Origin of the sequence: Streptomyces sp. NPDC059850 (genome assembly GCF_042731515.1) — a bacterium.
In the GTDB taxonomy this organism is placed as follows: Bacteria; Actinomycetota; Actinomycetes; order Streptomycetales; family Streptomycetaceae; genus Streptomyces.
The window spans coordinates 195,115-214,831 of the sequence record NZ_JBHWJI010000006.1 but is presented as its reverse complement, the minus strand read 5'-3'; the positions used below and the strand labels follow the sequence as shown (position 1 = coordinate 214,831).

General features: G+C 71.6%; 19 protein-coding genes and 1 pseudogene. 9 read left to right on the top strand and 11 right to left on the bottom strand.

Translation table 11 applies throughout. The features are described from left to right. Window positions 1-5: 5 nt before the first annotated feature. A complete protein-coding gene (locus ACFV9T_RS07580; protein WP_385437388.1) occupies window positions 6-1,019 on the top strand; it encodes an MsnO8 family LLM class oxidoreductase in 1,014 nt (337 codons plus the stop codon). On the opposite strand, the gene ACFV9T_RS07575 is transcribed toward ACFV9T_RS07580, so the two are convergent. The 9 genes from ACFV9T_RS07575 to ACFV9T_RS07535 all read right to left on the bottom strand — a co-directional run bounded on the left by ACFV9T_RS07575 (window position 983) and on the right by ACFV9T_RS07535 (window position 8,740). After that, a complete protein-coding gene (locus ACFV9T_RS07575) occupies window positions 983-1,501 on the bottom strand; it encodes a cupin domain-containing protein (protein WP_385437387.1) in 519 nt (172 codons plus the stop codon). The genes ACFV9T_RS07580 and ACFV9T_RS07575 overlap by 37 nt on opposite strands. A 155-nt stretch (window positions 1,502-1,656) precedes the next feature. Continuing rightward, a complete protein-coding gene (locus ACFV9T_RS07570) occupies window positions 1,657-2,517 on the bottom strand; it encodes an acyl-ACP desaturase (RefSeq protein ID WP_385437385.1) in 861 nt (286 codons plus the stop codon). A 26-nt stretch (window positions 2,518-2,543) separates the two neighbouring features. Further along, window positions 2,544-3,410, bottom strand: a complete 867-nt coding sequence (locus ACFV9T_RS07565; RefSeq protein WP_385437384.1) for an SAM-dependent methyltransferase — start codon at window positions 3,408-3,410, stop codon at window positions 2,544-2,546. Beyond that, window positions 3,407-3,679 (bottom strand): acyl carrier protein, encoded by a 273-nt coding sequence (locus ACFV9T_RS07560; protein ID WP_385437383.1) that lies wholly within the window; start codon window positions 3,677-3,679, stop codon window positions 3,407-3,409. The genes ACFV9T_RS07565 and ACFV9T_RS07560 overlap by 4 nt, the downstream gene beginning before the upstream one ends. A 1-nt stretch (window position 3,680) precedes the next feature. Beyond that, a complete protein-coding gene (locus ACFV9T_RS07555) occupies window positions 3,681-3,950 on the bottom strand; it encodes a PaaI family thioesterase (protein WP_385437382.1) in 270 nt (89 codons plus the stop codon). A 387-nt stretch (window positions 3,951-4,337) separates the two neighbouring features. Next, window positions 4,338-5,879, bottom strand: coding sequence for a glycoside hydrolase family 3 protein (locus ACFV9T_RS07550; protein WP_385437380.1), 1,542 nt, complete (start codon window positions 5,877-5,879; stop codon window positions 4,338-4,340). Between the two features lie 101 nt (window positions 5,880-5,980). Then, the gene (locus tag ACFV9T_RS07545; protein ID WP_385437379.1) at window positions 5,981-6,940 is read right to left on the bottom strand and encodes a polysaccharide deacetylase; all 960 of its coding nucleotides are present in this window, start codon (window positions 6,938-6,940) and stop codon (window positions 5,981-5,983) included. 1 nt (window position 6,941) lies between these two features. Continuing rightward, window positions 6,942-7,808 carry a polysaccharide deacetylase gene (locus ACFV9T_RS07540; protein ID WP_385437377.1) on the bottom strand — a complete coding sequence of 289 codons (867 nt, stop codon included), beginning with the start codon at window positions 7,806-7,808 and terminating at the stop codon, window positions 6,942-6,944. Window positions 7,809-7,837: 29 nt separating this feature from the next. Then, on the bottom strand, window positions 7,838-8,740 hold the full coding sequence (locus tag ACFV9T_RS07535; RefSeq protein WP_385437375.1) for a MurR/RpiR family transcriptional regulator: 903 nt from the start codon (window positions 8,738-8,740) through the stop codon (window positions 7,838-7,840). A gap of 133 nt (window positions 8,741-8,873) precedes the next feature. Here ACFV9T_RS07535 and ACFV9T_RS07530 point away from each other — a divergent pair, with 133 nt between their 5' ends. The 7 genes and pseudogenes from ACFV9T_RS07530 (at window position 8,874) to ACFV9T_RS07500 (ending at window position 16,574) form a co-directional block, all read left to right on the top strand. Continuing rightward, window positions 8,874-10,049, top strand: a complete 1,176-nt coding sequence (locus ACFV9T_RS07530; RefSeq protein ID WP_385437373.1) for a C45 family autoproteolytic acyltransferase/hydolase — start codon at window positions 8,874-8,876, stop codon at window positions 10,047-10,049. Between the two features lie 35 nt (window positions 10,050-10,084). Further along, window positions 10,085-11,485 (top strand): annotated as a pseudogene (locus ACFV9T_RS07525) (ABC transporter substrate-binding protein); the annotation flags it as partial. Between the two features lie 252 nt (window positions 11,486-11,737). After that, entirely contained in the window at window positions 11,738-12,733 is a 996-nt protein-coding gene (locus tag ACFV9T_RS07520; protein ID WP_385437371.1) for an ABC transporter permease, read from the top strand. Beyond that, entirely contained in the window at window positions 12,730-13,581 is an 852-nt protein-coding gene (locus ACFV9T_RS07515; protein WP_385437370.1) for an ABC transporter permease, read from the top strand. The genes ACFV9T_RS07520 and ACFV9T_RS07515 overlap by 4 nt, the downstream gene beginning before the upstream one ends. Before the next feature lie 6 nt (window positions 13,582-13,587). Beyond that, complete coding sequence (locus tag ACFV9T_RS07510) at window positions 13,588-14,589, top strand: ABC transporter ATP-binding protein (protein ID WP_385437369.1); 1,002 nt, start codon at window positions 13,588-13,590, stop codon at window positions 14,587-14,589. Continuing rightward, window positions 14,586-15,443: an ABC transporter ATP-binding protein gene (locus ACFV9T_RS07505; RefSeq protein ID WP_385437368.1), complete on the top strand. Its 858-nt coding sequence runs from the start codon at window positions 14,586-14,588 to the stop codon at window positions 15,441-15,443. Before ACFV9T_RS07510 ends, ACFV9T_RS07505 begins: the two co-directional genes overlap by 4 nt. Window positions 15,444-15,560: 117 nt before the next feature. After that, the gene (locus tag ACFV9T_RS07500) at window positions 15,561-16,574 is read left to right on the top strand and encodes an LLM class flavin-dependent oxidoreductase (RefSeq protein WP_385437367.1); all 1,014 of its coding nucleotides are present in this window, start codon (window positions 15,561-15,563) and stop codon (window positions 16,572-16,574) included. A 7-nt stretch (window positions 16,575-16,581) separates the two neighbouring features. On the opposite strand, the gene ACFV9T_RS07495 is transcribed toward ACFV9T_RS07500, so the two are convergent. Together ACFV9T_RS07495 and ACFV9T_RS07490 are read right to left on the bottom strand one after the other, a co-directional pair. Next, window positions 16,582-18,198, bottom strand: a complete 1,617-nt coding sequence (locus ACFV9T_RS07495; protein WP_385437366.1) for a flavin-containing monooxygenase — start codon at window positions 18,196-18,198, stop codon at window positions 16,582-16,584. Between the two features lie 105 nt (window positions 18,199-18,303). Further along, on the bottom strand, window positions 18,304-18,744 hold the full coding sequence (locus tag ACFV9T_RS07490) for a nuclear transport factor 2 family protein (protein ID WP_385437365.1): 441 nt from the start codon (window positions 18,742-18,744) through the stop codon (window positions 18,304-18,306). Between the two features lie 91 nt (window positions 18,745-18,835). Here ACFV9T_RS07490 and ACFV9T_RS07485 point away from each other — a divergent pair, with 91 nt between their 5' ends. Further along, window positions 18,836-19,621, top strand: coding sequence for an SDR family NAD(P)-dependent oxidoreductase (locus ACFV9T_RS07485; protein WP_385437363.1), 786 nt, complete (start codon window positions 18,836-18,838; stop codon window positions 19,619-19,621). The last annotated feature ends 96 nt before the right edge of the window (window positions 19,622-19,717 follow it).

The window sequence follows — 19,717 nt, the reverse complement described above, 5'->3', positions numbered from 1 at the left end:
GCCGCATGATCAACCTACCGCTCTCCGCGCTGGAAGTCGCCATGGTCCAGACTGGTACGCGGGCCGTGGACACGTTACGTGACACCACCGCCTTCGCCCAGCGTCTCGACGCCCTCGGCTACCGGCGGCTCTGGTACGCCGAACACCACCACTCCCCCGCCATCGGCGCGTTCCCGCCGGTCGTCCTGACCGCGCACGCCGCCGCGTCGACGTCGGCCATCCGGCTGGGCTCCGGGGGTGTGCTCGCCCCCAACCACTCGCCCCTCATGCTGGCCGAACAGTTCGGCACCCTCGCCGCGCTGCACCCCGACCGGATCGATCTGGGCATCGGCCGAGGTCCCGGCACGTTCGACGAAGCCACCGCCCAAGCGCTGCGGCACGGCGCCGGACCGACGACGGACGCCGCGTACCGGGACGACGTGGCGGCGACGCTGCGGTTCCTGGTGGACGAGGTGGCGCTCGGCCCGCTCCCCGAACCGTGGCTGCTGGCCTCCAGCACCGCCGGTGCCGCGCTCGCCGCGGAACTCGGTCTGCCGCTCGCCTTCGCCCACCACATCCGCCCCGACAACACCCTTGCCGCGCTGGGCCATTACCGTGCCCACTTCGCCCCCTCCGCGTGGTGTGCGCGGCCCCGTGTGCTGGTGTGCGTGGAGACGGTCTGCGCCGAGACGCAGGAGGAGGCGGAACGGCTCGGCGGCCCGATGAACGTCGTCAAGGCCGGACTCCTCAAGGGCCACAGCGAGGTCCCGTTCCCCTCCCCCACGGAGGCGGCCGCGCACCCCTTCACGGCGGACGAACGCCAGGCGCTGGCGGCCTTCCTCGCCCATCAGGCACACGGCTCCCCCGAGACCGTGATACGCCGCCTGACCGAGGTGGCAGAGGTGACCGGCGCGGACGAACTGATGCTGGTCACCCCCGTCTACGCCCTGGCGGCCCGCCTGCGCTCGTACGAACTCGTCATGCGGCACGCCACCGCGCCGGGCTACTCCGCCCCGGGCTCGAAGTCCTCCACGAAGTAGCTGTCGTGCCGGACGCGGAACTGCTTGAGTTCCTCGGCACCGCGCTGTGACATCTCCGCCAGGCGCTCGAAGTACTCCTCTCGTGGCGCGCCCGGGGAGAAGAGCAGGAGCATGGACGTGGGCTCGTCGGACGCGTTCTTGAAGGCGTGCAGGCCGCCGACCGGTACGTACAGGAAGTCGCCCTCGCGGCCCGTGACCCACTTCTCGCCGTTGAACAGCTCCAGTTCTCCGGAGAGGACGTAGAACGACTCCGACATCGCCTTGTGGAAGTGGGTCGCGGGCCCACCGGCCCGTGGCCCCATCTCCACCTTGTACAGGCCGAATTCACCACCGGTCGACGCGCCGGTGGCGAGGTAGTGCGTAGCCCCTCCGGGCGAGGAGAGGTCCGGCGGTGTGTCGGCCGGACGGAACACCGCGTTCACTTCGCCCCTGGTGCCGTGGTAGCGGGGCTCCGGGTACGGGAAGTCTTCCGGGTACGACATGATGCGCTCCTCTCGGCTGGTCTCCACCGAATGGTGGCTCCTGCCTGGGAAAGGTGGCATCGGGCGCACGGATGATCTTGGGTCCACCTCGGCTGAGGGCTGGGGACCTAGTACTTCCATGCTAGGCGGCCCCCCACAGGCCCGCCACGCGGCCGCTAGGTGGTGCGGCAGGAGCCGATGAAGTCGAGGAGGGTGTCGACGCGTTCGCCGCGCGGGGTGTCGACGGCGCGGTTGATGACCTTGATCAGGTGGTCGTAGGCGTCGGTGTGGTCGTAGGAGGCGGTATCCGCGATTTTCAGGGCCCAGCGCCAGTAGCCGCGGATGGTGTCGGAGAGGGGCATCCGGAAGCCCGCGACGACCTCGCGGACCGGCTCGACCACGGCGTCGCCGTAGGCGCGCAGGTAGGACGTGACCACGTCGGCCATGAAGGTGAAGTGGCGTGCCTCGTCGCGGCTCAGCCGGGTCAGGACATGGGCGAGCACCGGGTCGTCCACCACCGCGCGCAACTGCTGGTAGTAGATCTGGGTGGCCTTCTCCTGGATCAGGGCGTACGCGAAGAACTGCACGGGGTGCTCGTACGGCAGCTCGAAGCGGGCCTGGCCGGGGAGGATGAGCTGTGCGCGCACCGAGGCCGCGTCGCCCATGCCGGAGGCCTCCTGGTAGCGGGTGAGGGCGCGGGCGTGGGTGTCCTCCTCGGAGGCCCAGCGGATGGTGAAGTGGTACAGCTCGCGATTGTGCGCGTAGACCTCGGGCGGCACCGAGCCGTCGACGGGGAAGTGCTCGGTGTAGAGCGAGAAGTAGCCCGGCAGGTGGTCCTCGATGAGGGTGATGAACTCGACTGCGGAGCGCTGCCCTTCGGAGAGCCGGTTCGCGTCGGCGAGGTCCCAGTCCAGGCCGGATTCGACACTCCACGGGCGGGCCTGGGCGGCGCCGGTGAAGTACTGGCCGACGGCGCGCGCGATGTCCTCGGCGGGCAGTACGCGCGCGTCGGCGCAGGCGGTGCTGGTGGCGGGCATGGTGTCCTTCCTCGCGCAAGGTGCCGTCAGCGCGACTTGCGGCATACCAGGGCGTAGTGCTTGGTGGTGTATCCCCAGCCTGCGTTGGCGGTCTCCAGGTACCGCAGCAGCTGTTCGGTCAGGCCCTCGCCGTGCTCCTCCAGGGCCGGGGAGGCGGCGCGTACGTTCGCCATCCAGCACTCGATGGTGCGGTGGTAGTCGGCGGTGAGGTCGTGCACCGCGCGGATGGACAGGCCCGCTCCCTCGGCGGCGGCGACGAGTTCGGACAGCGGGCGCAGATCGCCGGAGCCGAAGATGCCGTGGCGGATGAAGTCGGTGCCGGGGCGTTCGTCGAACGCACGGCGGATGGCCTCGCTGCGGAAGCAGCTCTCGGACAGGTAGAGCGTTCCGCCGCGCCGCAGTGCGCGGCGGATGGTGGCGAACACCTCGTCCAAGCCGTCCATGTGCACGACGGAACCGAGCAGGGTGACGGCGTCGAACCCGCCGGGCTCGGGCTCGTACCGCTCGAAGGACGTGGTCTCGGTGTGCACCAGGTCGCCGAGGCCGCGTGCCGCGACCCGCTCGCGGATGTAGGCGTGCTGGCGGGGCGCCGGGCTGAGGCCCACCGTCCGGCAGCCGTACTCCTCCGCCATGAACAGCGGCAGGGCGCCCCAGCCGCAGCCCGCGTCCAGGATGCGTTCGCCACCTGTCAGCCCGAGCTGTTCGGCGACCCATCCCAGCTTGCGCCGCTGGGCCCGCTCCAGGGTGTCGTCGTCGGAGGCGAACAGCGCGGAGGAGTACTTGCGCAGCGGGTCGAGGAACCGCGCGAAGATCTCGGGGTCGAGGTCGTAGTGCTGGTTGGTGGCGGCGCGCTGCTGAGTGGCGGCGCGCTGCTCGGTGGCGGCGACGGTCATGCCCGCTCCCGCGCGGTCGCCTTCTCGACCAGCGCCACGACCTCGCCGATGGTGTTGACGCCGAAGATCTCGTCGTCCTCCAGCTCGATGTCGAAGGTCTGCTCGATCTTGGCGATGATGCGCACGACCTTGATGGAGTCGGCGCCCTCGACGCCCCGCAGATCGGCGTCGGGGCTCAGCCCGTCCACGGGGCGGCCGAGGATCTCGGCGACGACCTCGGTCACCGTGCGGGTGATGTCGGCGGACGGAACGGCGGTGCTGCTGGTCATGTCATGCCTCCACGGCGTGCTGGTGCGGTTGGTAGTGCGCGGTGGCGGTGGCCACCGGGGCGCCGTGCTCGTCGAGCACGTCGGCGCGGGCGGTGATCAGTCCGTTGGTGGCATCGGTGGCCTCGGCCGTGCACCGGTAGCGGCGTCCGACGGCGACGACGCCGAGGTAGCGCATCCGCATCGAGGTGGTCAGCGCCGGGCCCCCGAGCCGCAGAACGACGAGGTTGCCCATCGTCTCGTCGCAGATGAGGCCGAGGATCCCGCCGTGCACGACGCCCGGGTAGGACTCGTAGTGGTGGTCGCACGGGAATTGTTCGCCACCTGGGGATCGCTGTTTCCGGTGACCACGCTCCCGCTGCTGGACCGGGCCTTCGAGATGGCGTTCGACGTGCGCGAGTACACCCCCGGCGAGGCCTTCCAGGTCGGCGACTGCACCGTCCCCCCCTCTCGGGTACGGACGCGGGCCGTACGGCGCACGCGGCGGGCGTCGGCGAACTGGTACTCACCCACTTCGCCTCGAACGAGCCGGAGTGGCTCGCCCACCTCACCAAGACCGCCGCGAACGAGTTCCCCGGCCCCGTCCGACAGGCCTCCCCCGGCCTGAAGTTGCCGGTGCCGCGCCGGTCCTCCTCGGCGGAGGCCGCGCGCTGAATCAGGTTCAGACGGAGCCGACCATGGGCGAGGTGGCGAGCGAGCCGGTCACCACCTCGGCGGCGGCGATCCCGGAGACCCGGGTGGCGCCGAAGGTGACCAGGTCGGCGGGGTCGTTGCCACCGCCCGGCGGGAAGCCCATCTCCACGACGACGGCGTCCGGGCGGCGGCGCAGCAGGCTCGCCACGGCGTCGGACACCCAGCGGTGGCGGGCCGCGTCGCGGACCACGACGATGAGGACCCGGCCGGTGGCCGGGGCCAGTACCTGGTGCTCCAGGGCCAGGCCCGCGTGGTCGACGTCGACCTCGGTCAGGCGGACCGATGTGGTCGTGGGCCGGAGCCCGCGCAGTGGCGCGGCGAGCCCCCAGGGTGTGTGGCCGTCCACGGCGAGGCTCATCGCCGGGGAGAACTCCGCCACATGGACATCGCGGGAGACCGGGAGCACATCGGGGGCGCCCGGGCGGCGGCGCACCCGGATGGCCCGGCGCGCGGCGGCCAGGCCGATGTCGGAGCGGGTGTCATCGGGCCGCACGGCTCGCGCCCGCTCGCCGGACCAGGCGGCGAACCGCCGTACCCGCGCGGCCGCTTCGGTCAGCCGCTCCTCCGTCAGCTCTCCCTGGTCCACGGCACGCACGACGGCGTCGACCAGGCCTTCGGTGACGTCCTGACCGGCGTTCTCGCCGCCCACGCACACCGCGTCGGCCCCGGCGGACAGCGCCTTGACGGTGGCTCCGCCGATGCCGTAGCGGTCGGCGACCGCGCCCATCTCGATGGCGTCCGTGACCACCAGGCCGGTGAAGCCGAGTTCCTCGCGCAGCAGGTCCACCAGGATCCGGCGGCTGAGCGTGGCGGGGAGCACGGGGTCGTACGCCGGTACCAGCAGATGCGCCGTCATCACGGCGCGGACACCGGCCTCCATCGCGGCGATGAACGGGGGCAGCGCGGCCCGGGCGATCTCCTCCGCACCGGCGGCCACCTTGGGCAGTCCGTGGTGGGAGTCGACGGCCGTGTCGCCGTGGCCGGGGAAGTGCTTCGCGCAGGCGGCGACCCCCGCGGACTGCAGACCGCGGATCCAGGCGGCAGTGTGCCGGGAGACGACATCGGTGCGGGCGCCGAAGGAGCGCACGCCGATGACCGGGTTGAGGGCGTTGGAGTTGACGTCGGCGCTCGGCGCGTAGTTCAACGAGACCCCGGCCGCGTGCAGTTCACGGCCGACGTCGTGGGCCACGCGTTCGGTCAGGGCGACGTCGTCGACCGTGCCGAGCGCCAGGTTTCCCGGGCGGGTGGCACCGGACAGCGCCTCGATGCGGGTGACGTCTCCCGCCTCCTCATCGATGGCGATGACCAGGTCCGAGTTCTCCGCGCGGAGTCGCGCGGTGAGCGCGGCGACCTGCTCGCCGTCCACGATGTTCCGCCCGAACAGCACGACCGACTCAAGGCCCTCGCCGATCCCGCGGCGCACCCAGTCCGGAGCGGTGGTCCCCACGAAGCCCGGTTGCAGTACGGCATGGGCCAGCCGCGTCACTTCCGGATTGCTGCTCGCTCGCATGGCAGGGCCTCCGAGGCGTGATGACGCACGCCGCTGCGAACTCGACAGCTCGACAAGTTCGACGGCGCGATACAGATCACCAGGATGTTGGCCTAGACCATTCAGAGTGTCAAGGTGTCATCCCTCGGCGGCGACGGCCAGCCCGCCCGCACCCGCTCCGGATGGCCCTCCGGTTCCGGCTCCGGACCCACCGTCCGCCGCCAGTGCTCGGCCACCTGCCCCACCGTGGCGAACCAGACGTCCTCGTGTCCGCGTATGTGGTCCAGCAGCTCCGCGAGCATCAGCGCCCGCCCCGGCTTGCCGATGGACTGCGGGTCCAGCGTCAGGACCCAGCACAGGCCGTGGTCCCGGTAGGCGTCGAAGGAGTCCTTCCAGTCCGCCAGGACATCCCGGTAGGCCGCGATGCGGGATTCGCCGGGCGGGAACGCCACGGGCGCGCCGTTGTAGAGGAAGTAGGGGGCGTCGGCGTACTCCCACTGCCACGGCACCTCCATCACCGCCGTGGGCCGCCCGCCGGACCACAGGAGGTGGGGGCGGTCGTCGCCGTGGGTGGACGAGGACCAGCGGAAGCCCAGCTCGTCGAGGAGCGCGCCATGCCCGTCGCCCAGGACCCCGGGCGCGGCGCGCAGCCCGGTCGGCCGGACGCCGGTCACCGCCTCCAGCGCGGCGGCCGTGCGCGCCCAGGTGTCCCGTACGTCCCCGTCCGGTGTCCGGCCGGGAACCGGGGGCGCGGCGGCCGCGATCTCATGCCCGGCGGCGGCGATCCGCCGCACCGCCTGGGGGTGGTGGGTGGCGGTGTGTTCGGGGACGAACCAGGTGGCAGGCAGGGCGTGGGTGTCCAGCAGATCCAGCAGCCGTGGCACGCCACGGCGTATGCCGTACGTCCCGAGCGACAGCGTCTTGGGCCGCTGCCGGGCGGACGGGTGGAGCCGGAGCCAGAACAGCTCGGCGTCGAGGGTGAAGGTCAGCACCACCGCGCAGCGTGCGCCCTTAGGCCACGAGGGGCGCGGTTGCCGCCACCGGGGACGCCCGGCGCCGGGTGCGGGCTTGTCCGTCGTCATGTCAGATCACATCCCGCGAGCGCCACCAGTCGGCGATCTGGGCACCGGTGGCGAACCAGACGTCGTCGTGTTGTCCGATGTGGTCCAGCAGGCGTTCCAGGGCGCGCACCCGCTGGGGTTTGCCGATGACCTGGGGGTGCAGCATCAGCACGTAGCACAGGCCCCATCGGTGGTAGCCGTCGAACTCACGGCGCCAGTTGTCGAAGGTGGCGCGGGTGCTCGCGACGCGGTCCAGGCTCTGCGGCTCGGGCGGGGAGTCGTGGTAGACGAACTGCTGGTAGTCGTCCAGCTCCCAGTGCGCGGGTATCTCGATCAGGTCGGTGAGGTGGCCGTCGATCTCCCAGCGGTAGGGGCGGTCGTCGCCGCGCATGGAGCTGGAGTACGAGAACCCCAGCTCGGCCAGGAGCGACGGGGTGTCGGCGGCGATGTCGCCGCTCGGGCTGCGGAACCCCACGGCGCGCCCGCCGGTGGTGCGTTCCAGCAGGTCCTGGCTGCGCGCGATGATGTCGCGCTGGGCCGGTCGCGAATGGTCGTAGAACGTCTCGTGCATCCAGCCGTGGTGGCCGATCTCATGGCCGGACGCGGCGATGTCCTTCGCCACCGCGGGCCACTGTTCGACGATCTTGCCCGGGATGAAGAAGGTGGCGGGCAGGGAGCGGTCTTCCAGCAGGTCCAGAAGGCGGGGCGTGGCCCGCCAGGGCCCGTATGCGCCGATGGAGAAGCCCCGCGTGTCATCGCACCGCCCGGTGGCGCGGTCGTCCAGCCACAGGGTGGGGCCGTCCACATCGAAGCTGAGCATGACGGCGCAGCGCGCCCCGCCCGGCCAGACGGGCGGCGGCTCAGGAAGCGGCGGCGGTTCATCGAGCATGCGCGGGTCCTTCCCGTGAGACGGCGAGGTCAGCTCTTGCGCTGCCGGGGCTCCGGACGGTCGAGCAGCTGGCCGCGCAGGACGGTGAGCTGGTGGGAGGCCTCGACGGCCCGGGGCTCGTCCAGGGAGGCGAGGGCCAGCAGGAGGGTGTCCATCACGACGATGCCCGGCAGGGACTCGGCGGTGATGCCGGTGGGGGTGTGCGGGGCGTTGATCACCACATCGGCGTGGCGGGCCAGGGGCCCCTTGGGGACGTCGGTCACCAGCAGGACACTCGCGCCGACCGCCCGCGCCCGCTCGATGAGCACGGTGAACTCCCGCAGCCGGCGGCCGGGATGGAGGATCACCACCGCGTCCCCACGGCCGAGGTCGAGCAGTTCGTCGGCCATGGTGAAGCCGGTGGAGCCGATGAAACGCGCCCGGCGCCCGGCCCGGCGCAACTTCAGCACCACGTGCCGGGCGGCGAGTTCGGAGGCCCCGACCCCGTACGCGACCACTTCGCGGGCGTCGGCCAGCATCCGGACGGCCTGCTCGAAGACCTCCGTCTCCAGCAGGCGGCGGCACTGGTCGAGCCGTTCCACGGCCTCGTCGAAGACCCGGTCCTTGATCTGCTCCAGGTCGTGGCCGACATGGGCGATGCGCTGTTTGAGCCGCTCCTCGGGGGCGGTGGCGGAGGTGAAGCCGGAGGCCAGCTCCCGCTTGAGGGCGGGCAGGCCCGCGTAGCCGAGGCGCTGGAGCGCGCGGACGACGGTGGCGTTGCTGGTGCCGCTCGCCGCGCCCAGCTCCTGCGCGCTCGCGAAGAGAAGGTTCTCCGGCGGGGTGCTCACCAGGTACTGGGCCACCTCGCGCTCGGAGGCGGACAGTTCCCCCCACATGTCACGCACCGCGGTGTGCAGGCGTGTCACTCCCGTAACGTCTGCCGATTCGCTCATTACAGCTATTGACTTCCCTGTAGTGGTCATTACCATCTGGTCTCATCATTCCAGAAATTCCTGGATCCTGAAACGAACATTACAGCCCTTGCGGCCTCCCGCCCGGTTCCCGTCTCAGCACAACAGGAGCGCCATGACAGCCGGCACCATCCCGATCATCGAGATCTCAGGCCCGCCCGCCGAGCGCGGCCGCCAGTACGGTGAGGCGGCGCGGACACGGCTCGGCGCGGCGCTCACCTACTACGAGGAGGCCTTCGGCGAATCGTCGGGGCTCACCTGGGACCAGGTCACCGCCCGCGCCGAACGCTGGCTGGAGCCGGTGCGCACCTACGCGCCGGACCTGGTCGAGGAGATGGGCGGGATCGCCGAGGGCGCGGGGGTCGGACTCCTGGACATCCTGGCGCTGAACGCCCGTGGCGAGATCATCTACGACCAGACCTTCTCCCGGATGCGCGGCCACGAGGGCACCCCGGGCGACGTGGCGGAGGCGAAGGAAGCGGCGGCCGACGGCTGCACCTCCTTCGCCATCATGGGCGAGGCGAGCGGCGACGGCCATGTGTACTGCGGCCAGAACTGGGACTGGCGCGCGGGCACCGCGGACACCCTCCTGATGCTGCGGATCGTCCAGGACCCGCTGCCGACCGTGATCATGCAGGTCGAGGCCGGTCAGATCGGCCGCCAGGGCGCCAACTCCGCGGGTGTCGCCCTCAACGCCAACGGCCTCGGCGGCCGCTTCGACGACGCCATCGGCCTCCCCCAGACCGTGATCCGCCGCCGCGTCCTGGACAGCGAGTCGATCAGCGCGGCGGTCGACGTGCTGTGCCGCACCCGTGGCCACATCGCCAGCAACGCCCTGCTGACCTGCCGCGAAGGCTTCGCCGTCGACCTGGAGACCACACCGGGCGCACACGGCTGGCTGTATCCGGACGACGGGCTGCTCGTCCACGGCAACCACTACCAGGCCACCGTGCCCGTCCAGCTCGCCGCGGGCTACCGTCCCGGGTCGTCCGACTCGCTGATCCGGGTGCCCCGGGCCGAGGCCGGACTGCGCCAGCTGCGCGGGGCCACCGAGGCGAACGAGTCCCGTAAGCTCATCCGCCAGGCCATGTCCGACCATCTCGGCCACCCCGAGGGGCTGTGCACCCACCCCGACCCCCGGCAGCCCGAGGTCAAACAGTGGACGACGCTGCTGTCCTCCTGCGTGGACCTGACCACCGGTGACTACTACGTGACTCCCGGCACGCCCTGCGACCGCGAGTACCAGCACCTGCCCTGGAACCTCTACGACGGCCCGCTCGCGCCGCGCTGACTCCCCTCATCTTCCGAACCACCGGAGGGCCTGCCATGAGAACCACGCACTACACCATCGCAGTCGGCGTCGCGGGGGCGCTGCTGTTCACCGCCGGGTGCTCCGGGGCGCCCTCCGGGGGCGGCGGGGCGACCGCCGACGTCGCCAAGATCAAGCTCACCGACACCACCGCCAAGGCGTCCGGCGCGGCCGGCACGGTGAACTGGCTCGTGGAGAACGAGCCCGGCACCCTGGACATGGACAGCCAGGGCGGCAGCAGCACCCGCACCGTACTGGCCAACGTCTGCGAGCGGCTGCTCCAGCTGCAGCCGAACCTCACCGTGGAGCCGCACCTCGCGAAGGACGTCGCGTACGCGGGCGACAAGAAGCTCGTCCTCACCCTCCGCGACGATGTCACCTTCCACGACGGCGCCAAGATGACCGCCAACGACGTGGTGTGGAGCCTCAAGCGGCACGCTCGGCCGGAGATGTCCGAGTCGGACGAGTACGAGGACGTCGACAAGATCAGCAAGACCGGTCCGTCCCAGGTCACCATCACGTTCAAGAAGCCCAGCGCGCTGTTCATGAAGGCCCTGGCCGGTGACGCCGGGATCATCATGGAACGCAAGGTCGTGGAGCAGCAGGGCGACGACTTCGGCACCCCCGGCCACCCGGACGCGTGTACCGGGCCGTACAAGGTGAAGAAGTGGGACTCCGGTTCCTCGCTGGCCATCGAGCGCTCCGCGAACTACTGGAACAAGACGGTCCGTCCGCTGACCCAGCAGGTCGTCTTCCGCTGGGCCTCCGGCAGCGCGCTGGTCAACGCCCTGTCGACCGGAGCCGCGGACGGCGCCTATCTGACGGCCACCGGCCCGGCCGCTGTCCTGGCCAAGAAGAAGGGCGTCCGCGCCTACTACGGGCAGTCCACCACCGCCTGGTCGCTGGTCCCCACCGACAGCGGCGCGCTCAAGGACGCCAAGCTGCGCGAGGCGCTGTCGCTGGCCATGGACCGCGAGGGCATCGCGAAGTCCGGCTTCAGCGGTCTCGCCGAGCCCTGGGCGACCCCGGTGGGCCCGGGGGCGTGGGGCTACCAGAAGGCCGCGTTCGAGAAGGCGCAGAAGGAGCTGGAGAAGTCCACCGCGTACGCCGCGTCGCCGTCCTCGGACGACCTCGCGCGGGCGAAGAAGCTGGTCGAGCAGGCCGGGGCGCCCGGGAAGCCGGTCGTGGTGTCCAACGACGGCACCGACATCCAGACGGTCATCACCAACGCGGTGCGCGGCGCGGCCCAGAAGATCGGGCTGAAGGTGACCGTCAAGACCATTCCGCCGAGCCAGTACGGGGAGTTCTTCTCCGACCCGAAGGCGCGTAAGGGCTTCGACCTGATCCCGGTCGACTGGTACATCTCCAAGGCCGACCCGGCGGGCTTCTACGACAACGGCATGACCGGCAACGCCAACAACTGGCTCGGCTACTCGGACCGAGGCTACGACGCGCTCGTGGCCAAGGCCCAGCAGACCATCGACGACGGCAAGCGGGCGAAGCTCGTCATCGACGCGCAGAAGAAGTTCGCGGACAGCGCGGTGTGGATTCCGCTGGTGCAGGTGCCGTCGGTGATGGTGCTCGGCGACACGTACACCGGTCCCCCCGCGTCCATGGTGTCGCTGTACTACCCGTGGGCCGCCGACCTCGGCAAGAAGAAGGGCTGATCCATGCTCCGCGGACTGCCGCGCCGGCTCGCCGGCCTGTTCGCCACGCTGCTCGCCGCGTCGTTCGTCATCTTCGCCGCCGCCTACGCCGCACCCGGGGACCCCGCCGTCCTCCTGTCCGGCAGCAGGCAGGAACTCACCCCGGAGAAGCTCGCGGCGGTCCGCGCGCAGTACCACCTCGACGAGCCGCTCGTCGTCCAGTACGGCAGGTGGCTGTGGGACAGCGCCCAGGGTGACCTGGGCCGCTCGTTCCAGTACCGCGACCATGTCGCGGACCTGATCGGCGCCCGGCTGCCCACCACCCTGGAACTCGTCGCCTACGCCACCGTGTTCTTCGTGATCCTCGGCGTCGGCTCCGGCGTCCTGGCGGCGCTGCGGCGCGGCTGGGTGGACTCGGCGGTCGTCGGGGGCACCACGCTCGCCGCGTCCGTCCCCTCCTTCGTCGCGGCCATCGCGCTGGTGTCGCTGTTCGGGGTGCGGCTGGGCTGGTTCCCGGTGACCGGCCAGGGCGAGGGATTCACCGGACGGCTGCACCACCTCACGCTCCCCGCGTTCGCCCTCGCCCTCGGGGCGCTGGCGGTGATCAGCCGGGTCACCCGGCAGGCGATGGCCGAGGCGTACGCCTCCGACCACGTCGAAGCCGCCCGCGCCTCCGGGATGCCGGAGCGGCAGATCGTCATCCGGCATGTGCTGCGCAACGCGCTCGGCCCGATCGTCACCATGTGCGGGCTCGTCATGGCGGGCATGCTCGCCGGAACGGTCGTGGTCGAGACCGCCTTCGGCCTCAGCGGGATCGGGTCGCTGCTGGTGAGCGCGATCAGTACGCATGACTTCCCGGTCACCCAGGCGGTGCTGCTGCTGATGGTCATCGGCTATGTCGTGGTGACGACGCTGGTCGACCTGATCCATCCGCTGATCGACCCCCGGGTCTCACGGGACACCAAGCGACGCGGCAAGCGAAGCACGACAAAGACGGCGAAGCAGGTGAAGACCGCATGACGACGTTGACGGCCGGGGCGCTGGTCCCGGTGAAGATACGGGCCCGCCGCCCGGTCCAGGTGGTCATCGCGGGCGGCTTCCTCGCCCTGGTCGTGGTGGCGGCGGTGTGCGCGCCCCTGCTCGCACCGCACGCGCCCGACGCGGTCGACCTGTCCGCCTCGCTCGCGGGCACGAACTCCGCGCACCCGCTGGGCACCGACGCCTCCGGACAGGACCTGCTCTCCCGGGTCCTGTACGGCGCCCGGTCGAGCCTGCTGGCGCCGCTGGCGCTGCTCGCGCTGGCCGCGCTGCTCGGCATCACCATGGGCACGGTGGCGGCCTGGCGCGGCGGCTGGGTGGACACCCTGCTCTCGCGGGTGACCGACGTGATGTACGCCTTCCCGGGCCTGCTGTTCGTCGTCCTGGTGATCGCGGTGTTCGGCGACGGGCTCACCACGTCGATCCTCGCCCTGGGGCTCGCGTACGCGCCCACCATCGCCCGCTACACCCGCAGCATCGCCCTCGCCGAACGCTCCCAGCCGTATATCGACGCCTACCGGGTCCAGGGCATGAGCGGGCTGCGGATCTGTGTGCGGCATCTCGTCCCCAACCTGTCCGGGGCGCTCATCGGTTATCTCGTCGTGCTGTTCGGCGAGGGGCTGATGAGCCTGGCCACGCTCAGCTATCTGGGCTTCGGCGCCGGATCGCCCTCCATCGACTGGGGGCTCATGGTGCAGGAAGGGCAGGACGCCGTGGTGCAGGGAGCGCTGCTGCCCGCGCTCGTACCGGGCACGGCCATCGCCGCCGTCGTGGTGGCCTTCAACATCGTCGGGGTCTGGGTCTCGGACCGCCTCGGCAACGGGAGGTAACCGGCCATGCTGCTGGACATCGAAGATCTCACCCTCGGGCTGCCTGAAGGTGCCGCCGCCCGGCCGCTGCTCACCGGTGTGTCGCTGAGGATCGACCGGGGTGAAGTGGTCGGCCTGGTCGGCGAGTCGGGCTCCGGGAAGTCCACCACCGCGCGGGCCGTGCTGCGCATGCTGCCCGAGCACGCGCACACCTCAGGATCCGTGCGGGTGGACGGAGAGGACGTCCTCACCATGGACCCGGCCCGGCTGCGCGACCACCGCTCCCGCACCGTGTCCATGATCTTCCAGGACCCGCGTTCCGCGATGAACCCGGTGCGCCGGATCGGCGACTTCCTCACCGAGCCGCTGACCCGGGTCCTGGGCCTGCCGAAGCGCGCGGCCGTGGCGAAGGCGACGGAGCTGCTGGCCGCCGTGGGCCTGCCCGACCCCGAGCGCCGGTTGCGGCAGCGCCCGCACGAGCTGTCCGGCGGCATGCTGCAGCGGGTCGTGATCGCGGCCGCGCTGTGCACCGAACCCGACCTGCTCCTCGCCGACGAGGCGACGAGCGCGCTGGACGCCACCACCCAGGCGGAGGTGCTGGCCCTGCTGCGCGGCATCCAGGCCGAGCGGCGGGAGTCCGGCAGCGGCCTCGGGACGCTGTTCATCACCCACGACCTGCCGCTCGCGGCCGCCTACTGCGACCGGGTGTACGTGATGTACGCGGGCCATGTGGTGGAACACCAGCCCGCCCGGGGGCTGTTCGCGGAACCGCGCCACCCCTACACCCGTGGCCTGCTGGAATGCTCGCCGACCCTCGGCAGGGACCACGCGCCGCGCCCCATCCCCGGCCGCCCGTCGTCCCTGTCCGACGCCCTCACCGGCTGTCCCTTCTCCGCGCGCTGCCCGAAGGCCGAGCCGGAGTGCGACACCTGGGCCCCGGTGGCGATCCCGTTCGGCGGCGGTGACTCGGCCGAGCAGGAGTTCGCGGCCTGCCGCCGACTGGAACTCGTATCGAGGAGCAGCACATGACCGACCCCGCACTCGTCGTCCAGGGCCTGTGCAAGACGTACACGCTCCCCGACGGCGGCCGGACCACGGCCGTGGACACGGTCTCGTTCACCGTCCCGGCGGGCGGCTCGCTGGGCATCGTCGGGGAGTCCGGCTCCGGCAAGACCACGGTCGCCCGCATGCTGGTGGACCTCGTACGCCCCGACGCGGGCACGATCACCGTGAACGGGCGTGAGCGCACCCCCGGCGGACGCGGCGGCGGAATGCTCCGTGGGCCGGGCGCGCGCAAGGCGGAACGGCTGCGGCGGGCCCGCGAGATCCAGATCGTCTTCCAGGACCCGTACGTCTCCCTCGACCGGCGCCTGACGGCACGTCAGTGTCTGCACGCCGCGCTGCGGCTGCACGGCCGCCACCAGGGGCAGGCCGCCGAGTCGCGGGTCGGCGAACTGCTCGACCAGGTGGGCCTGGGCGAGCGGGAGGCCGACGCCCGGCCGCGAGCGCTGTCCGGCGGGCAGTGCCAGCGCCTCGCCATCGCCCGGGCGCTCGCCCTGGAACCCGAGGTGCTGGTGCTGGACGAGGCGGTGGCGGCGCTGGACGTGTCCATCCAGGCGCAGATCCTGCTGCTCCTCGCCGAGATCCGCCGGGAGACGGGGGTGGCCCTGGTCTTCGTCAGCCATGACCTGGCCGTCGTCGGGCACGTCACCGACGACACCCTGGTGATGCGGCGCGGCCGGGCCGTCGAGACGGGCCCGACGGCCCGGGTGCTGGACGCCCCCACGGATCCGTACACCCGGCTGCTGCTGTCCTCGGTGCCGCGCGAGGGCTGGGACCCGGCGGAGACGGTACGGATGCGCGGACAGCTGACCGAGCTGTGAGCGGGGCCCCGTACCGCGTCGGTGCGGGGCCCGCGTATTGCGCCGCCGGAAAAACGTGAGCATAGTTTCTGTGTCCCGTGTGCCCAGCACCCTCGCGGCCGGTGAGCGGAGTCCCAGATGAGGTTCGGTCTCGCGATCATGAACGACTTCCCGCCGGGCGTGGTCCCCGCCCAGCGGATCGACGCGCTGCGCGAGCAGGTCGCGGCGGCCCGGGAGGCCGGGTTCTCCTCGGTGTGGATGCTTCAGCACTACCTCGGCAACATGCCCACCCTCCAGCCGGTCCCGACACTGGCGGCGCTGACGGCCGAGGCGGGTGGCATGGACATCGGCACGAACATGCTGATCCTGCCGCTGCACCACCCGGTGGAGGTGGCCGAGCTGTACGCCACCCTCGACCATCTGTCCGGCGGCCATGTCATCGCGGGCTTCGGCATGGGGTACCGGGAGAACGAGTTCCGGTCGTTCGGGATACCGATGGACGAACGCACGTCCCGCTACGAGGAGGCCATCGAGGTCATCCGCGCCCTGTGGTCCGGCGAGACGGTCCGGCACACGGGCACCCACTTCACCGTGCACGGCGAGCGGATCAGCCTGCCTCCGGTGCGGCCGGGCGGGCCGGAGGTGTGGATCGGCGCCGGGGCACACCGGGCGGGGGCGCGGCGGGCGGCGCGGCTCGGCGACGGGTGGATCATCCCGCCGCACGTCTCGCCGGACCGGCTGAAGACCGTGATCGAGTGGCGGCGCGAGGAGGCGGCGCGGCTCGGCCGCGCGGAGCGGCCGTTCTCGCACGTCGTGCGCAGGGAGTTGGTCCTCGACCACGACGGCGACCGGGCGCGGGAGACCGGGCTGCGGGCGCGGGGTGCGCTGACCCGTGCGTACGGGGCCTTCGACGCGCCGGACACCACGGCCTCGTACCGGCACTTGACGAGCGACGCGGCGGCCGCGCAGGTGGCGGACGAGTCGTATCTCTTCTGCACCCCGGATGTGGCGGCCGCCAAGCTCGGCGAGCTGGCGGCGCTCGGGGTGGACTACGTGATCCTCCGGATGCAGTGGTACGACCTGGCGCAGGAACAGGTGCTGGCCACGATGCGGCTGTTCCGGGACGAGGTGCTGCCACGGTTCCGGGCGTGACAGCGGATCAAGCGAAGCGGAAGCCGGGGTAGCCGCGTTCGGCGATGGACTCGCAGTGGCGGCGGTAGGTGCCGACACCGCCGACGTACGGCATGAAGATCCGCGGCTTGCCCGGGATGTTCGCGCCCGTGTACCAGGACGCGCCACGCGGGAAGAGCGTGCGGTCGGCGACCTCGTTGACGTGCGCGACCCAGGTGTCCTCGGCGTCCTCGTCCGCCTCGGCGCACACCACGCCGCCGCGCTCCGCGTGGTGGAGGAGGTCCGCGATCCAGTCCACGTGCTGCTCGATGGACACCACCATGTTGCTGATCACCGAGGGGCTTCCGGGGCCGGTGATCAGGAAGAGGTTGGGAAAGCCCGCCGTGGCGAGCCCCAGGTAGGTGCGGGGGCCCGCCGCCCACTTCTCGCGCAGACTCCGCCCGCCCCGGCCCCGGATGTCGACCGCGAGGACGGCTCCGGTGATGGCGTCGAACCCGGTCGCGAAGACGATGCTGTCCAGCTCATAGGTGGCGTCGGCGGTCCGTATACCCGTGGGGACAATCTTCTCAATGGGGGACGAACCGACATCGACCAGGGTGACGTTGTCGCGGTTGTAGGTGGCGTAGTAGCCGGTGTCGACGGTGACCCGCTTCGAACCGACCGGAAAGCCGCGCGGGATCAGCCGTTCGGCCACCGCCGGGTCGTGGACGATCTCCCGGATCTTCGACCGGATGAAGTCGGCGGCGGTGTCGTTGGCCCGCTCGTCGGCGAGGAGGTCGTTGAAGGCGCCGATGAAGCCGCCCCCGCCCTCCCGCCACCGCGCCTCGTACTCGGCCCGGCGCGCCTCCGGTGAGACCTCCAGCGCCGACTGGTCGTTGTTGCGGCGGCCCGTGCCGTTGGGCGAGTAGCGGACCATGACGCGGTGCTCGCGGTAGCGGGCCTTCATCGCCCGCTCCTCGGCGGGGTCGAGCGGCCTGTTGCGCGCCGGGAGACTGAAATTGGCGGTGCGCTGGAAGACCGTGGTGTGGGCGGCCTGCGCGGCGATCAGCGGGATGGCCTGGGTGCCGGAGGAGCCCGTACCGATGACGCCGACCCGCCTGCCGCCGAAGTCCACGCCCTCGTGCGGCCAGTTCCCGGTGTGGTACGTCGCGCCCTGGAAGGAGTCGAGGCCGGGGAGGCCGGGGACACGGGCCGTGGAGAGACAGCCGGTGGCCATGATGAGGAACCGGGTACGGAGCGACTCGCCACGGTCGGTGGTGAGGTCCCACCCGGGGCCCCGCTCGTCGAAGACGGCGCGGGTCAGCCGGGTCTCCAGCCGGATGTCGCGCCGCAGGTCGAAGCGGTCGGCGACATGCTCCAGATAGCGGAGGATCTCGGGCTGGGCGGGGTAGCGCTCGGTCCAGACCCACTCCTGTTCCAGCTCGGGGGAGAACGAGTAGGAGTAGTCCATGCTCTCCACGTCGCACCGCGCGCCCGGGTAGCGGTTCCAGAACCACGTACCGCCCACGCCGCTCGCCGCGTCGAGGCAGCGGACCGACAGGCCGAGACCGCGCAGCCGGTGCAGCGCGTACAGCCCGGCGAAGCCGGCGCCCACCACGACCGCGTCGGGGTGGGCAGGGGACGGGGACGCCGGGGAGTCGGCCATCGGAAGTTCCTCCCGACCGTGAGCGGGTGAGGTGACGCGACGAAAACGAGTGAAGCACAAAACATGCGACTGGTTTAAGGGGCCGGACCCCGAAGCGGCCGGGCCTCAGAGCAGCGAGCGCCCGACCTCGGACCAGGGGCCCATGTGGACATAGGTCATCTCGCGCCGGGCGAAGACCCAGCGGTCCCCGCGCCGCACGTAGCGGTCGGCGTAGCGGAGGGCGCCGACGTGGGTGGTATCGGTCAGGCCCAGCTCGACGTGGCCCAGCACCGTGCCCGACGCGTACTCCTCGTCCAGCTCGTCGAGCACGCAGGAGTGCGGCGAGTGGACGGACCGGGCGACCGAGGCGAGCCGTTCGCGCAGGGCCGCGACCACCTCGGTCCGGCCGCGCACCTCCGCGCCGCGTATGGGCATGGTGGCGTCGGCGTCGAAGAGCGCGGCGAGCGCCTCCCAGTCGCGGTCGTCGATCGCGAGACAGTAGCGGGCGGCCAACTCCTGGATGGCGAGCCGGGCCTCCACGTCCCGCAGTCGTCGCTCAAGGTCCATGGCCACGTCCTCTCCCGGGTGTGCCGCGTCTTGACCCTACCTCAAAACCAGGCGCATGATATGCACACTACTTCCGCTGGGGGGTGTACGAGTGCCGGGCAAGCGCTATCTCGTGACGGGGGCCGCCCAGGGCATGGGCCGCGCCATCGCCCTCGAAGCCGCGGCCCGTGGCGCCGAGCACGTGGCGCTGGCCGACATCGCCCCGGAGGCCGCCGAGTCGGCCGCCGCCGAGGTGCGCGCGCTGGGCGCGAAGGCGGTCGCGATCACCGTCGACCTGCGCCGCCCGCCACAGGTCGAGGAGATGGTCGCCACCGCCGCGGCCACCATGGGTGGCATCGACGTCCTGGTGAACAACGCGGGCGTCCTCGACTCGGCCTTCGCTCCCGGCGCGACGTTCGAGACACTGCCCGAGGACGCCTGGGACGCGGTGCTCGGGATCAACCTCAAGGCGATGTGGCTGGCCACGAAGTACGCCGCGCCACATCTGCGCGCCTCGGACCGGGGCCCCTCCGTGGTGAACGCCTCGTCGGTGGCGGGGCTGACCGGATACCCGGCGGCCGCGTACGCCGCCAGCAAGGGCGGGGTGATCCAGCTGACCCGCGCCTGCGCCATCGATCTGGCGCCCGAGGTGCGGTGCAACTGCTACTGCCCCGGCTCCGTGGACACCCCCATGAGCCGCGCCCGGCTGGGCGTCGCCGAGGACCGCGCGGCGCAGGAGCGCCGGATGTCGGGCACCCATCTGATCCCGCGCATGGGGCGGCCGGGGGAAGTGGCCAAGCTGGTCTGCTTCCTGGCCTCCGACGACGCGTCGTTCATCACCGGCGCCGTCTACACCGTGGACGGCGGCACGACGGCGTGGCGCGGCATGCGCGACTGACCTGCCGCCGAGCACACCCCGGAACTATGCGCATGGTTATTGACTTGGGCTGAACCCTCAGGTCATGTTGGGGCGACAAACGGGCCGCACGAGCGA

What these genes read in the sequence shown, in the direction of transcription:
- ACFV9T_RS07580 (WP_385437388.1), top strand. Translation starts at nt 6, where the DNA reads ATGATCAACCTACCGCTCTCCGCGCTGGAAGTCGCCATGGTCCAGACT.
- ACFV9T_RS07575 (WP_385437387.1), bottom strand. Translation starts at nt 1,501, where the DNA reads ATGTCGTACCCGGAAGACTTCCCGTACCCGGAGCCCCGCTACCACGGC.
- ACFV9T_RS07570 (WP_385437385.1), bottom strand. Translation starts at nt 2,517, where the DNA reads ATGCCCGCCACCAGCACCGCCTGCGCCGACGCGCGCGTACTGCCCGCC.
- ACFV9T_RS07565 (WP_385437384.1), bottom strand. Translation starts at nt 3,410, where the DNA reads ATGACCGTCGCCGCCACCGAGCAGCGCGCCGCCACTCAGCAGCGCGCC.
- ACFV9T_RS07560 (WP_385437383.1), bottom strand. Translation starts at nt 3,679, where the DNA reads ATGACCAGCAGCACCGCCGTTCCGTCCGCCGACATCACCCGCACGGTG.
- ACFV9T_RS07550 (WP_385437380.1), bottom strand. Translation starts at nt 5,879, where the DNA reads ATGCGAGCGAGCAGCAATCCGGAAGTGACGCGGCTGGCCCATGCCGTA.
- ACFV9T_RS07545 (WP_385437379.1), bottom strand. Translation starts at nt 6,940, where the DNA reads ATGACGACGGACAAGCCCGCACCCGGCGCCGGGCGTCCCCGGTGGCGG.
- ACFV9T_RS07540 (WP_385437377.1), bottom strand. Translation starts at nt 7,808, where the DNA reads ATGCTCGATGAACCGCCGCCGCTTCCTGAGCCGCCGCCCGTCTGGCCG.
- ACFV9T_RS07535 (WP_385437375.1), bottom strand. Translation starts at nt 8,740, where the DNA reads ATGAGCGAATCGGCAGACGTTACGGGAGTGACACGCCTGCACACCGCG.
- ACFV9T_RS07530 (WP_385437373.1), top strand. Translation starts at nt 8,874, where the DNA reads ATGACAGCCGGCACCATCCCGATCATCGAGATCTCAGGCCCGCCCGCC.
- ACFV9T_RS07520 (WP_385437371.1), top strand. Translation starts at nt 11,738, where the DNA reads ATGCTCCGCGGACTGCCGCGCCGGCTCGCCGGCCTGTTCGCCACGCTG.
- ACFV9T_RS07515 (WP_385437370.1), top strand. Translation starts at nt 12,730, where the DNA reads ATGACGACGTTGACGGCCGGGGCGCTGGTCCCGGTGAAGATACGGGCC.
- ACFV9T_RS07510 (WP_385437369.1), top strand. Translation starts at nt 13,588, where the DNA reads ATGCTGCTGGACATCGAAGATCTCACCCTCGGGCTGCCTGAAGGTGCC.
- ACFV9T_RS07505 (WP_385437368.1), top strand. Translation starts at nt 14,586, where the DNA reads ATGACCGACCCCGCACTCGTCGTCCAGGGCCTGTGCAAGACGTACACG.
- ACFV9T_RS07500 (WP_385437367.1), top strand. Translation starts at nt 15,561, where the DNA reads ATGAGGTTCGGTCTCGCGATCATGAACGACTTCCCGCCGGGCGTGGTC.
- ACFV9T_RS07495 (WP_385437366.1), bottom strand. Translation starts at nt 18,198, where the DNA reads ATGGCCGACTCCCCGGCGTCCCCGTCCCCTGCCCACCCCGACGCGGTC.
- ACFV9T_RS07490 (WP_385437365.1), bottom strand. Translation starts at nt 18,744, where the DNA reads ATGGACCTTGAGCGACGACTGCGGGACGTGGAGGCCCGGCTCGCCATC.